Origin of the sequence: Bacillus sp. ILBB4 (assembly GCF_035064545.1) — a bacterium.
Lineage (GTDB): Bacteria > Bacillota > Bacilli > Bacillales > Bacillaceae_H > Priestia.
This window is the reverse complement of sequence record NZ_JAIQVD010000001.1, coordinates 139151-152185: the sequence shown is the minus strand read 5'-3', so window position 1 is coordinate 152185 and position 13035 is coordinate 139151. Positions and strand designations below refer to the sequence as shown.

Annotated in this window: 16 protein-coding genes, 1 pseudogene and 1 riboswitch; of the genes and pseudogenes, 11 read left to right on the top strand and 6 right to left on the bottom strand. The window is 38.2% G+C overall.

Going from position 1 to position 13035, the window contains the following annotated elements; genetic code table 11:
* The first annotated feature begins 34 nt into the window (after nt 1-34).
* Both LAV82_RS00930 and LAV82_RS00925 read left to right on the top strand, forming a co-directional pair.
* A complete protein-coding gene (locus tag LAV82_RS00930; protein ID WP_013058538.1) occupies nt 35-205 on the top strand; it encodes a hypothetical protein in 171 nt (56 codons plus the stop codon).
* Between the two features lie 62 nt (nt 206-267).
* Nucleotides 268-426 carry a hypothetical protein gene (locus LAV82_RS00925; protein ID WP_013058537.1) on the top strand — a complete coding sequence of 53 codons (159 nt, stop codon included), beginning with the start codon at nt 268-270 and terminating at the stop codon, nt 424-426.
* Nucleotides 427-444: 18 nt separating this feature from the next.
* On the opposite strand, the gene LAV82_RS00920 is transcribed toward LAV82_RS00925, so the two are convergent.
* The gene (locus LAV82_RS00920; RefSeq protein WP_223268982.1) at nt 445-639 is read right to left on the bottom strand and encodes a hypothetical protein; all 195 of its coding nucleotides are present in this window, start codon (nt 637-639) and stop codon (nt 445-447) included.
* 303 nt (nt 640-942) lie between these two features.
* Between LAV82_RS00920 and LAV82_RS00915 the strand changes: the two genes are divergently transcribed.
* The 4 genes from LAV82_RS00915 (at nt 943) to LAV82_RS00900 (ending at nt 2563) form a co-directional block, all read left to right on the top strand.
* A complete protein-coding gene (locus tag LAV82_RS00915) occupies nt 943-1383 on the top strand; it encodes a hypothetical protein (protein WP_277737041.1) in 441 nt (146 codons plus the stop codon).
* A 64-nt stretch (nt 1384-1447) separates the two neighbouring features.
* Nucleotides 1448-1966, top strand: coding sequence for a GNAT family N-acetyltransferase (locus LAV82_RS00910; protein WP_499715460.1), 519 nt, complete (start codon nt 1448-1450; stop codon nt 1964-1966).
* A gap of 2 nt (nt 1967-1968) precedes the next feature.
* The gene (locus LAV82_RS00905) at nt 1969-2451 is read left to right on the top strand and encodes a DinB family protein (protein WP_013058534.1); all 483 of its coding nucleotides are present in this window, start codon (nt 1969-1971) and stop codon (nt 2449-2451) included.
* Nucleotides 2435-2563, top strand: coding sequence for a hypothetical protein (locus LAV82_RS00900; protein WP_499715458.1), 129 nt, complete (start codon nt 2435-2437; stop codon nt 2561-2563). Before LAV82_RS00905 ends, LAV82_RS00900 begins: the two co-directional genes overlap by 17 nt.
* Before the next feature lie 49 nt (nt 2564-2612).
* Here LAV82_RS00900 and LAV82_RS00895 read toward each other — a convergent pair whose 3' ends face one another.
* Entirely contained in the window at nt 2613-3254 is a 642-nt protein-coding gene (locus LAV82_RS00895) for a pyridoxamine 5'-phosphate oxidase family protein (RefSeq protein WP_097812695.1), read from the bottom strand.
* 124 nt (nt 3255-3378) lie between these two features.
* Nucleotides 3379-3633 carry a hypothetical protein gene (locus LAV82_RS00890; RefSeq protein WP_223272390.1) on the bottom strand — a complete coding sequence of 85 codons (255 nt, stop codon included), beginning with the start codon at nt 3631-3633 and terminating at the stop codon, nt 3379-3381.
* A 297-nt stretch (nt 3634-3930) separates the two neighbouring features.
* Here LAV82_RS00890 and LAV82_RS00885 point away from each other — a divergent pair, with 297 nt between their 5' ends.
* The 4 genes from LAV82_RS00885 (at nt 3931) to LAV82_RS00870 (ending at nt 7395) form a co-directional block, all read left to right on the top strand.
* Complete coding sequence (locus LAV82_RS00885) at nt 3931-4941, top strand: aldo/keto reductase (protein WP_211077522.1); 1011 nt, start codon at nt 3931-3933, stop codon at nt 4939-4941.
* A gap of 190 nt (nt 4942-5131) precedes the next feature.
* Nucleotides 5132-5235: riboswitch (purine riboswitch) on the top strand.
* 156 nt (nt 5236-5391) lie between these two features.
* A complete protein-coding gene (locus LAV82_RS00880; protein ID WP_499715457.1) occupies nt 5392-6270 on the top strand; it encodes a 5'-methylthioadenosine/S-adenosylhomocysteine nucleosidase in 879 nt (292 codons plus the stop codon).
* A 346-nt stretch (nt 6271-6616) separates the two neighbouring features.
* Nucleotides 6617-7039: a phosphate-starvation-inducible protein PsiE gene (locus tag LAV82_RS00875; protein WP_499715455.1), complete on the top strand. Its 423-nt coding sequence runs from the start codon at nt 6617-6619 to the stop codon at nt 7037-7039.
* Between the two features lie 2 nt (nt 7040-7041).
* Nucleotides 7042-7395, top strand: a complete 354-nt coding sequence (locus tag LAV82_RS00870; protein ID WP_013058527.1) for a Na-translocating system protein MpsC family protein — start codon at nt 7042-7044, stop codon at nt 7393-7395.
* A 192-nt stretch (nt 7396-7587) separates the two neighbouring features.
* Here the strand turns inward: LAV82_RS00870 and LAV82_RS00865 are convergent, their stop codons facing one another.
* On the bottom strand, nt 7588-9093 hold the full coding sequence (locus LAV82_RS00865) for a carboxypeptidase M32 (protein WP_499715453.1): 1506 nt from the start codon (nt 9091-9093) through the stop codon (nt 7588-7590).
* Between the two features lie 206 nt (nt 9094-9299).
* Here LAV82_RS00865 and LAV82_RS00860 point away from each other — a divergent pair.
* Nucleotides 9300-10852, top strand: a pseudogene (locus LAV82_RS00860) (ABC transporter substrate-binding protein).
* A 205-nt stretch (nt 10853-11057) separates the two neighbouring features.
* On the opposite strand, the gene LAV82_RS00855 reads toward LAV82_RS00860, so the two are convergent.
* Nucleotides 11058-11792 carry a class I SAM-dependent DNA methyltransferase gene (locus LAV82_RS00855; protein WP_499715451.1) on the bottom strand — a complete coding sequence of 245 codons (735 nt, stop codon included), beginning with the start codon at nt 11790-11792 and terminating at the stop codon, nt 11058-11060.
* 249 nt (nt 11793-12041) lie between these two features.
* Nucleotides 12042-12767 carry an AbrB/MazE/SpoVT family DNA-binding domain-containing protein gene (locus LAV82_RS00850; protein WP_078082101.1) on the bottom strand — a complete coding sequence of 242 codons (726 nt, stop codon included), beginning with the start codon at nt 12765-12767 and terminating at the stop codon, nt 12042-12044.
* Nucleotides 12768-13035 lie beyond the last annotated feature (268 nt).

The following is a 13035-nucleotide window of genomic DNA, read 5'->3' as shown; positions in this document are numbered from 1 at the left end:
TTACTGTAAAAGGTTAAGTAAAGGAGATAGAGTAATGAAAAAAATAAAATGGATTAGTTTTATACTGCTGCTGATTTCAAGCGGAGTCTTTTTTATCAATCATCAGTACGCCATTTTACTAGCGGCTTGGACTGCTTACGGAATGGCTTTATCAATCCTGGTTTATTTCTTTTCATACGGTATTAAGGATTCAAATCAAGAGTAAAAAGCGTATACGCTTTTCTTATTGTTTTCAAAATAAAAACAGAAAATGAAAGGGTGGAAGAAATGGGAGAACTTTTTTGGATGACTTTGTTCGGAGCCTGTATTTGGGTGCCAATAATTTGGAATAAAATTGCGATTGGCAAGCGCATCGCACACGAAGAAAAGAAAGCAGGACGTGATTTAACAGGGGAAATCAATCCGTTTACCGGAGGAAGAATGTAAATAGAGATTAAGACATATCTAAATTAATTCCATTGAAAGACGAACAAATAGGATAAATGAGCTCGTATGAATTACTTGTGACACCGCTGTTGATTTCCGTGCAAGACTTCGCTTTCCGCGGGCGGCAGGTGAGCCTCCTCGTCGCTTACGCTTCTGCGGGGTCTCACCTGTTCCACTTTTCTCGCAGGAGTCTTCGCTTTGCCCTCCAATCAACAGCTAGAAGCAGCTACATACATGAAACTTACATTCAGCCTATCCATAACAAATCCGAACGAATTTAATTCTCTACCAAGAATCTCAATGCATCGTTCAGATTTTCCTACCCTAAAATACTTTTGTCTCAGCCTCTTTATTAGTAAAGAAAACAATAGTTTAATTTTGTTAGTAATAGTATAATTAACCATATTTATTTTGAATAGAAAGGCTGATGAAAAGGTGTTAATATTCTTTTTAGCCGGCACTGTACTTGTGCTGGTGATGATTATTTTTTCGCGTACGTTGTGGGTGCCCAGGGGAATGGCAGAACGTCTCAGCAAGAAAAAGTGGTTTCAAAATCACTGGCTGAGTGGAGGCTATTTGTTTGGCATTAATGCTTTATATTTTGGTACTACGATATTTTTACTCTATCTTCTTATGTTTACAGATATCCCTTATTTACATCTTGTTCTTATGTTTTTAGCGACGATTGTAAGTATTCTCACGTGGCGCGCTCTTAGTACAGCATGGACAGGGTCATTTAAAAACCGTCTTAAAATGTCTTTAACAGGAAGCAGCTTTTATTTAATATTGGCATTGATCATGGTGATCCAGTGGCTAAGCGTTAAGCCTCTGTATCCCAATGAAGATACGTTTATGCGAGCTTTAGGATGGATGCTTGGCTTTTTCGTTTCAGCCGTCGCTTTTAGTATATGTTTTATCATCACTGCGTTTCTTGGAAAACGTTCAGCACGTGTGTAAGGATATCATCCGTTTATTAACGTTCTTTTCTAGTTAACTACTATTGACGAAAGCAGGGGTAAACGTGATTCGAGAAATTTTAGCTTCCGATGCAGCCGCTTTTTTAGCGTTAAATAAAGAGCTTGATCGAGAAACAGCATATATGCTGTACGAGGAAAATGAGCGTGCGACTACGCTTGAACAGCAGAAAAAAATGATTATAACTTTTTTAAAGATGCCGAACTCGACCATTTTAGTGGCGGAACAAGACGGACAGCTTGTCGGACATTTATCTGTGATTGGCGGAAGCGTTAACCGAAAAAAACACAGCGTATACTTAGCTGTTGGCGTGCTTCAATCTTATGGAAACCGAGGCATCGGCACTGCGTTGTTTGAAGAAATGGAGAAATGGGCAGCGCAGAGCGGCATCAAACGAGTGGAGCTAACGGTTATGACACACAATGAACCGGCCATTTCGCTGTATAAAAAGATGGGTTTTAAAACAGAAGGGAAAAAAATATGTTCGCTCGTTGTAGATGGAAAATCAGTCGATGAATATTATATGGGGAAGGTTTTTGAAAAAACGTGCTTAAAGGAGAAATGAACATGGAAACGACGATTGTTCAGTTAAATGAATGGGTGGTAAAGCTTCCTAAAAAGCTTGAAGTACTCTCTGAAGCAGCGGCGTCAAACCGTCCTGCTCCTAAGAATTGGTCACCAAAAGAAATTGCGGGTCACTTATGCGATTCAGCTATTCACAATTTGCAGCGGTTTATCAACGTGCAGCATGAAAAAACACCTTTAGCTCTGACGCCTTACAAACAAGATGAATGGGTAGAACTGCAGCACTATCAAGCTACGTCCATGGCAGAAATAGTTGCCCTATGGCGCAGTTTAAATAAGCAAATTGCTTCCGTTCTTTCCCATATACCGACAGAAAAGTATATGTATCAATTTGAATTAGAAGGTGGAAAGTTCGTTTCGCTTGAGTGGTTGGCTAAAGATTATATTGCTCATTTAGAGCATCATATTAAGCAAATTGACGCTCAACTGCCGCTAGGAGGCAAAGTGAATGAAAAAAGAACATAAAAAAGAAGAATCTCAGGTGAAAGTCGATTTTAGAGCAGGCCGCGCCTATGGTGATCATGAATACATAGAAAGTTCAAAAAAAGGCGCGCTTCTTGCTTGTTACCAGTTCTGATCATTGCCGGAGGTATACTGTTTCTGATGGTAAAATGACAAAAGCCGCATTATAGCGGCTTTTTTTCATAGAGGTGCTGGGTTTTGCTTTCTTTGGGATTGTTGCGGCTTTCTAGAGTGGAAAAGCCTGCGTGTTCTGCGACTATTTTAGCTGCGGAAGGAAGCGTTTCGACTCTTTCCCAAGATTCTGGATTCCACAGCTTTGATCGCTTGAATGCTTTGCTGCAGTGGAGAAAGCATTCTTGTACTTCGACGCCAATAGCGAGCAGCGGAGCTTTATTGTGAACCGCCATTGTTTCAAGCAGCGCTTTTTCTTTTACAATGCAAGCTTTGCCGTTAATCCGCAGCGTTTCTTCTATGCCTGGAATCAAAAAAAGCAGCCCTATTTGAGGATTAGATAAAATATTTTCCAATGAATCTACTTTCTGATTGCCGCGCCTCTCTGGAATCAACAGCTTTTTCTCATCGACGACTTGTACAAAACCAGGGTGATCACCCCGCGGAGAACTGTCGCAAATTCCTTTATAATCAGCTGTAGCGATGATGACAAAAGGGGAATGTTTAATAAATTCCCGGCAGTGTCGATCTAAATAAGGAATTATTTTTTGATGCGCCAATTTGTTAGGCGCGCCGACTATACGGCGAAGCTCTTCTTTCGTTTTTACTCGTTCTTTAAAGTGACTGTTTTTCATTCCTCTTTTCACTCCTACTGTATGCGTATACTGAAAATACCATTTTTATATATGAAATACTATATTTTTATATTTGAAAAACAGAAAAATCAGTATATTTAAATGAAGTAGAAGTGTTATAACGCTAGCTTCGGTCTTTTTTTAAATTTTTGATTGCGTTATCAAATATGTCATTAACCGTTTTCATATGTTCGCTGACAAGATGATTCGAGTCTTTTTCTCGCTGGCGCATGTCTTTTAACAAATCATCCATATCATCTAGCAAACTTTGAAAATACTCATCTTTTTGTTCTTCTTTCATTGTGGAATCGTCCATTTCATCAAGCTTATCGAGCTTATCTTCAATTTTTTTGAAGTATTCATCTCTCAAGAGTCTCACCTCATTTATAAAGTAGCCTTCTGCTTATTGTATGCAAAATGTTTGTATGCATGAGTAAGAAGTAGAAAGTACATAAATAAAAGGAGAGTCTGAAGAGCTCATTTACTCCTTAGTAGGTTACTTTTTAGTTCCCATATTACTTTGAAGTGCGTACTTTTTTTTATTGTGTATATGCTTCATAATAAATTTTGTCAGGAGATAATATGACATTTAATGAATAGATCAGTCGTTGAGTTTACCTTCATACTGATCAATTTCTAAAATAGAGTTATAAAAATTTCAGGAGGTTTTATGAATATGAGAGAGATACTGCAAGGAAAACTAGGTTTTGGAACGGCACCACTGGGCAATATGTATCGTAATATTCCAGAAGAAGAGGCCATCGCGACAGTCGATGCTGCTTGGGAAAGCGGCATCCGTTACTTTGACGCAGCTCCTCTTTACGGAGCTGGCTTAGCCGAGATGCGCCTTGGTGAAGCCCTGTCAAAAAGAAATCGCGATGAGTATGTGCTAAGTACGAAAGTAGGTCGCGTTATTTCAGATGAACTAGAAGACACATCTTTACGTGATATGGGAGAAAAAGGCGGGCTTTTTGAATTTGGCCGTAAAAATAAAATTATCAATGACTACAGCGCAGATGCAACTCTTCGTTCGATCGAGCAAAGTTTAAACCGTTTGAAAACAGATCGCTTGGACTTTGTGTATATTCATGATGTCGCGCAAGATTTTTATGGAGATGAGTGGGTAGGACAATTTGAGTCTGCTCGAACGGGCGCATTTCGTGTGCTTACACGCTTGCGTGAAGAAGGAGTTATTAAAGGATGGGGACTTGGAGTAAACCGAGTAGAACCAATCGAAATCATGCTGGAGCTGGACGAAGCAAAGCCGGAGGTCTCGTTGCTAGCTGGCCGTTACACGTTATTAGATCATGAACGTGCGCTGCAGCGAGTGATGCCCGAAGCCGTAAAGCATAATATGGACATTGTTGTCGGCGGACCATACAGCTCAGGCGTTCTTGCTGGAGGTACGCACTTTGAATATCAAAAAGCATCTTCAGACATTATGGCAAAAGTAGAAAAAATCAAAGCTATTGCAGATCGTCATCAGATCAGCATTAAGGCTGCTGCTGTCCAATTTTCACTCGCTAATCCAGCAGTTGCTGCTGTTATCCCCGGCGCTAGTCGTCCAGAGCGTATTGCTGAAGACAAAGCAGCATTAAACACAGTAATTCCGGCAGCCTTCTGGGAAGAAATGCGTGAACAAAAGCTTGTAGCTCCTCATGCACCGCTGCCAATTAACGTTAAGTGAAGTTAGAGGATAAATGTTTAGTAAGTAGAAAAAGTGTCTCAAAGTTCCGATTTTGAGACGCTTTTTTTGTTTTGAGACAGAGGTTTATAAAAGATTTAGTGATGTCCGGCTATAAAAACGAACGTTTTAACGATTTTCTAGATTGAATATTCGTTTTAATGCTGAATAACCATTTTGTATTTGATACATTTAGAAGGTGAAAAATATTACTCGTATATACTTAGAAATATGGTCTGAGTGTCTCTATCTGATTCCCATTCAAAGAACTGGACTACGAGTTAAAGTATAAAAATGTTCGGTTTATCAATACATAAGCGTTACGCCGTGCTTAATTTCTTATACTTTGACTCTAAAACCCTTAGACTATCAAAAATGTTCTAGGTTTTTTTCTTTTGTCCAATCATCGAGTGTATGAAACAGCAAAACGAAATGGAGTGAAAATAACGATTTATGAAAAACAAGATGTTAAAAACAGGGACTTTACTTACTATTGGTATGGTTTTACTGCTATCTGTACTTGCCGGGTGTAACTCAGCTTCAAAAAAAGAAGCCGGAGATAAACAAAACCAGAAGCCTATCATTGTTCAAGGGCCGATGCCGATAGAAGCGCAGAAATTCGCTGAAAAATTAGAAAATGTAAAAGAAGAAAAGTCAGGGAATTTTGTTTTTTACAAGGGAACTGTCGATAATTATCCGGTCATTGTTGTTAAAACGGGAAAAGGAATGGAAAACACGGCAGCCGCTACAGCGATAGCTATAGAAAAATACCATCCTAAAGCGGTTATCAACCAAGGAACATCGGGCGGACATGATGAAAACCTGAACGTATTTGATATTGTATTAGGGAAGAGAACAACAAACATAGGCTCTTTAAAAACAGAAGATAAAAAAGAAGGCGAAGGAATGGATCCTACTGCTTGGAAGCCGATGGATTTAATGGCTTCTGAAGGAAGCGCTGGAGAAGATCCTGATGCTGAAAAAGCTCGCTATTATGAAGGAGATAAGAAGTTACTTGCGGCTGCAAATGCAGTAAAAGATACATACAAAAAAGGTAAAGTAGTTGAAGGAACGATAGGATCAGCGGACACGTGGAATAACGAAGTGGATCGAATTAAGTGGTTCCACACTAAGTATGGGACGTCTGTAGAAGAAATAGAAGGCGCAGCGGCAGCACAAATTGCAGGAAGCTATGACGTTCCATTCTTAGGTATCAGAGTGCTATCTAATAACAAAGTAAACAATGGAAAATATAATCCAAACACAGCAGCCGCTTGTCAAGATTACGTTTATGAAGTAATTAAACGCTATATCAGCGCAAACGCCAAGTAAATCTTTATTTGAAGTTTTGATGTGTTGCGTTATAATTAAGTGAAAAGAAGCTTATTGATAGAAATTCATTACATATGTTTTTTTATCTTTGGTGACTTGATGATATGTAAATATATGGCGGGCTGGATAACAAGTATTGAAAAATGCTGAGTCGTTAACCCATCATAAGGAAATTTGTACAACTATGCACAAATTTCTTTATGATGGGTTTTTTTGTGGAGGAGTGGAGGTACTGGCGACAACTAAAAAAGCAGCAGATTCTCAGACAGGCTACCAAGTTTTGGACGCTTTACGAACATAAATAGAATCAATGTAAGGAAGTTAGATAAAAGGAAGGGATACAAAGATGTTCAAACTATTTTTATGTAAAAAAAGGAAGTATCTAATTACGACATATCAATTTATTTTAAATATCTCGCTGATTGTTCTTGGGTTTATACTTGTTTATTTTTTATTAAGAGAGCTTTTTTATATTATGAATGATGCCTTAACGGGAAATAATAACGTTCATAAAATTCTTGGGAAAGTACTGGTTTTCTTTTTATACTTTGCTTTTGTTTCAATGATTATGACTTACTTTAAGGAAAGCTGCCATTTCCCGTTAAGCTATCTTTTATATATTGGAATTACCACCACAATACGATTTATCATTGTGAATAACAATTATCAAATTGGAAGTTTATTTTTATCGTTAGGAATTATCGCTTTAACAATTAGTTATTTAATGTTAACAAAAAAAAGATTAGAAGATAATGAAAGGAGAATTTGAGCATGAGTAGAAATAGAGAGCATGAATTTAGTAATTTGGTGCGCGAAATCCGTAAAGAGCAGGTTGGGAACGGACCTAGAGAAATCACTACTCGTTTTATAGATACATGGGCTGTCAGTGAAATGAAAGGCAATCTTACGAATGTAGAAAAATTTATGATAACTTCTCCTGAAGGCAAAAGGATGGTTCATGAGGCACGTACAGAACTAGTGAAAAAAATTTATGATTGCTCCGAGATACGAGATAAGTTTGAAAAACTTGTTCATGCAAAAATTGTAAGAGTTTTTTCAGACATTAATATTGAAGAAGATGTTGCGATGACTACTTTTGTTTTTGATAGAAAGTTAGATAATTAACTAAGATAAACTCCTTGGCGTACGAAGCAATCGAACTGCAAAAACACCAAAAACATAGCAGATATTTGCTGTTGTGGTTTGGATGGAAAGATTAGTATGACCTTAAAAGGAATACGGTTTATTAACCATAAAAGAAGCTGTCGCTAAGTCAAGCTTTTGGCTTAGCAGCGATAGCTTCTTTTAAACATTTATCTAGAAAGAGTTAAAGTTTATATAACCCTTCATACTTTTTTTAAAATAATTAATTAACGGCTGAGCATCAATTCTACCTATAGAAAGGTTAGTTAAGATCTCTCTTGGCGTTTTTAGTTTTCCATACTGGTGGATATGCTGTTTTTGCCAGTCTGCTATAAGTGATAGGTTTTGACTCGAAATGATTTCATCAAAGTCAGGATTGTCTTTGATTACGGCTTCTCTTAGCTGAGCTGCATAAATGAAGCCTAGATTGTAGGAAGGGAAGTAGCCAAACGCTCCTCCGTACCAGTGGCCGTCCTGTAACACCCCGTCACGGTCTGTTTCCGGTTTGATTCCTAAGTACGCTTCATATTTTGCATTCCATGCGGAAGGAAGATCCGAAACGCGAAGCTTGTCAGCGAATAAATCTCTTTCTAGCTCGTAGCGAATGATAATATGCAGCAGATAGGTAAGGTCATCTGCTTGCAAACGAATGAGAGAAGGTGTGACTTCATTTAAGGCAAAGTAAAGAGTTTCAAACGAAATATCACCGTAGATCGCAGGTTCTAACTCTTTGAATAAGTGAGCGTGATTTCTCCAGAAGCCTTCGTGTTTTCCAATGATACGTTCCCAAAAAAGAGATTGAGATTCATGCAGTCCCATAGAAGTGTATGCGCCTAACCCTGTGTCAAGCAAGTCGGAGCTAATTTGCTGGTTATAGATAGAATGTCCGCCTTCATGTAAAAACATAAAAGCTGCCAGTTTTACATTGTGTTCGTCGTATCTTACTGCAAGCCGTGCGTCTTGAGGGTGAATGCCTGCACTGAACGGGTGGGATGTGGTGCCGATTTGGCCAGACTTAAAGTTATAGCCAATAGCAGTGAGAAGGTGTTTTCCGAGCTTCTGCTGATTTTCTATTGAAAAAGGCTTGTTGAGAAATGATGTATTATGTGTAACCGAAGAGCGTTTAATTTTTGTCAGCAAAGGAAGAATAGCATCTTTAATTTGTTGAAAAAGCGAATCGATGGTTTCACTAGAAACGTCGGGCTCATATTCTTCTAAAAGCTGTTCGTAAGGAGCGAGGTGAGGATTACGGTACTCCGCAAATCTTTTATGCATATGAATCAGCTGCTGCAGGTTGTCTTCGACGAGCTTAAATTCATTTTGCTCTCTAGCCTGTGACCAAAGAGCATGAGTAGAAGCTTTTAAAACGGAAAATTGATAATAATCCTCTAGTGGTACAGCGGAAAGTTTTTGATAGATGTTCCAATAGTGCTGTACTTGTTTTTGCTGTAGTTGATTTAGATTTTGTTCTTGAAGATGCCGCAATTCTTTTGCAAAGGTTGGATCTGTTTGCAGTAGGTAAAGCTCTTTTGAAAGCGTACCTTGAATGGTTGCATGCTGTTTTTGGCTATTAAGAGGAGCGGATGTTTTTGCGTCCCACGATAGAAGAGATAAAGCTTGCTTATAGTGTTCAATCCTCGAAATATGTTTTTTGGTATGAAGACGGCCGGTAGAATTCATCATATCCTCCTTTAAAGAAATTAACTTTACCTATAAACATACTAGGAATTAGGGTTTGAAACAAGATAAATTAAATCAGTAATTGCAAAGAAATAGTTTAATTTTTCTAATTTCACAAACAAATGGAAAGGTGGTAGGATGGTTAATATTCATACTAACCTTACAAAAATAGTGGGTTTTAAAAAGCAATTTTAAACATTGGGGAAATGACGTTGAAACAGGTTAAGGTAAAATGGTTATTATTTATTGTGATTACTTTATTTGTCGCAGGTTGCAGCAATAATCAAGCGACCTCAGGGAATAAAAGCACCAGTGCCGCTCAAAAAGACGGAGGTACGCTAAACATTGCGTTTCAAAGCGAGCCAACGACTTTAGATCCTCAAATTACAGGGAATTCTTCGGTTAAAGATGCGGCGCGAAATATTTACGAAGGACTCGTTATTTTTGATAGCAAAGGTAATGTAGAGCCTGATTTAGCAGAAAAGATTGACATAAGCGAAGATAAAAAAGTCTACACGTTTCAGCTGCGAAAAGGGGTAAAGTTTCATAACGGCAAAGAAATGACGGCGGACGATGTAGAAGCTTCGATTAACCGTTGGATCAAGCTATCTTCACTTGGTAAAACAAACTTTGTTGGTGCCCAGGTTAAGAAAACAGGAGACTATACGGTTGAGCTTCATTTGAAAACACCAAATGTGAATACACTGGCACTACTAGCAGATCCAATTCCAGCAGCCGCTATTTTTCCAAAAGAAATCATCGAAAAAGCACCTGCTGAAGGAGCTACTGAGTTCGTTGGTACAGGACCATTTAAAGTGAAGGAATGGAAAAAGAATCAATATATCACGCTAGAGAGGTTTAAAGATTATTCTTCAAAAGGACGAAAAATTAAAAAGACACCTCACGTAGATGAAATTAAAATTAGCTTTTTAAGCGATGAATCTACTAGAATTTCAGGCATTACAGCTGGACAGTTTGACATTGCCTTAGGTGTTTCAAGCGACAATGCGGCTCAAATTGAAAGTACGCAAAACGTTAAGAACAAGCTGGCTCCAGGCGGATTCATTGGTTTATTTTATAATACACAAGAAGGGTTCTTTAGCGATTTAAATGCTAGAAAAGCCGTAAATGCTGCGATTAATGCAAAAGATATTTTATCAAGTTCATACGGCGATTCCGATTATTATGAACTGACTTCATCGATTGTCAATAAAAAGTTTCCGAACTATTACAGTGAAGCAGGAAAAGAAGAGTACAATCAGCATGATGAAAAGAAAGCAAGAAGCTATTTAAAAAAAGTTGGATACACAGCGGGCAGGAACTGCGTCTTTTAACTTCACGCGATTATCAAGATCAGTACAATACGGCTGTTATCGTGCAGCAAGAGCTTGAAAAAATCGGTGTGAAAGTAAAGCTAGAAGTGTATGACTGGGCAACGTTTACAGATAAAGTAAATGACCCTAAAGCATGGGATATTTACCCCGTAGACTGGGCGGCGCGTTCAACCATTTTTCAAGGATTTTGGACGTCAGGAGGAGCACCGGTTGAAAAATCAACAAAATACTTAGATAAAATCAAAGCGGCTGCTTCTGTAAAAGATGCACGACCAGCTATTGATGCTACGCAGAAATACGTATGGGAGGAGCTTCCGTTTACGTTAATTGGTCATAAAGTCAACATTAACGCGGTATCTACAAATGTAAAAGGCTATGACTTTAACTTAGGACCTGTATTTTATAACGTGAGCGTGAATAAATAACATAATGTAAGAACGAGCAAAAGTGGTTTTATACAAAAAAGTTACGAAAGCGGCTGGGACAAGGAGTATTTTAGTTAAAGGAAAATCCGAACGATGAAGATTCTTGGTGGAGAATCCAACTCGTTCGGATTTTTTTGTAATGGGTAGGTTTCATGTATGTAGCAGCATCTAGCTGTTGGTTTCGTCATGTCTCAATTTCTTTCGATTATCTGTTTTTCACGCCGCTCATTAGTAAAAACAAAGGAATACGCATTCGACGCTCGTAAGTTTCAACATTGTCAAAGTGTTCTTGTTGAGGGCACGCTTCCTTTAAGTTTGTGACCGTAAAGCCGCTTTGCTGCATCAAAGAAAAGTACTCTTCAAGCGTGCGATGATACTTTTGAACGTATCCGCCCATCCAGTGCTGCTGACGGAATCCCATTGAGAAGTAGTTATCCACCGTCCAGTTTGTGCGCAGAGCGGAAGGCTGCAAAGTGGAAGTAATGACTGGGTGTTCAACGGAAAAAATAAATCTTCCTTCAGGTTTGAGTGCTTGATTCACTTTAGTGAAAATGGAGGCTAAGTCTTCCATGTAGTGGAGAGACAATCTTGCAGTAACCAAATCGTATTCGGTGCGTGGTGGAGTATAATGCTCCATCGATTCATGGAGCACTCTTGCATTTGGATAGTTTAAAAGCTGTTGCTGAGCCGCGTTTATCATATTGATCGAGCCGTCTACTCCGGTATAAGAGAAACATCCTTGTTCCAGAAGCTCCGCGCCAAATCCAGCGTTTCCGCACCCTAAATCTAAAACGTTTGCATCTGTAACATCACCTAGAAGCTGTAAAATAGCGGGTTTTTCAATCGTATCGTTGGCATTTTTTTTTTGCTGCCGGCGTTTTGTATAGGCCAAAAACGCCTCGTCATTATCGTAAAATTCAGCTCCTGTTGAGATTTTCAACTAAATCAGCCTCCTCTATGCAAAGTACCTCATTATAATCATATATTCAAATTATTTACAATGATTTTGATAGATGTGGAAATGATGTTTTATTTTGGAGATAGTGCTATCATGTGGAGTAACCGGCTTGTACGCGTTTATGGAAGATAAGTCTAAAAGCTAAGAGTTGGGTATAGAAAGGGTCACTCTATGCGTAACTCTTAGCTTTTGCTTTGAAGTCGAAGGGAACCATTTGTTTTGGCGTCGTTCTTATTTCGATAATTTTTCAACAATTGCTGCGTCTATTTGCTGAGATAATACGCTGTTAATCTCTTTTTCGTTCTCCACTTTTTCTAAAATTAGCTGCTTATTACCTGTCTTTATTTTTAACATCGTACCTGAGTGGATGGAGAAATCATCTCGCAGCTTTTTAGGAATAGTAAGTCGAAAACGGTCATCAATTTTTCGAGATTGAGCCGTAAATGTTAAAGTCGTTTTCTTACCAAAACTCATTTCATATTTTTGAATCACAATGTTATTTTCTTTGTTAATAAAAAATTGGACCTCCATATTTGCATCCAATTCGACTGACGCTAAAAGTTCAGAGGTGAGCTGAATCTGCCGTCCAGTTAATGTTGCATAATAAGGAGGAGACGCCGCAGGTTTTCGTGAAAGCGCTATCGATTTTTCGTCTCTTTTTTTCATAACAATTTGCTGTTCTACCACGTATAGTTCTACATAATCAAAGGGCTTAAGTTCATAGTCATCTCGCAGGGATCTTGGAATGACTATTCTACCTATATGGTCAATTGTTCGAATGAAGATATGAGAAGGAACGGGGACATTTTCATCATGATGATCGATAATAATCCAATCATCACAGCTCCGTAAAAAAACTTTGTCGTTCGTCTCGAGTTCTGTTAGTTGCATAAATAAAGAAGGAAGGGATACTCTTCCCATTTCGTCAATTATACACTCTTCTTTTTTTGTACGCATCTTGCTACTTAATCCTTTCTAAAAACATTTTAGATGGGGTATGTTACTTAAATTACACAGCATTTATTTCTTTGTCAAATGAAGCAAATGAGTATTTATTCATCCTACAGATTGAGAAATACAGGAAGTTTGACCTCATTCAGTAGATGCACAGCTGTCCCGTGTAAATAATCATCATCTGAAGAAAATAGTTAATCTGTTAATTAGAAAAGCATAGAATAAAAGCGTTTTTCTTTCTTTTGATTTTATTATCGGAAACAAAGGTTTA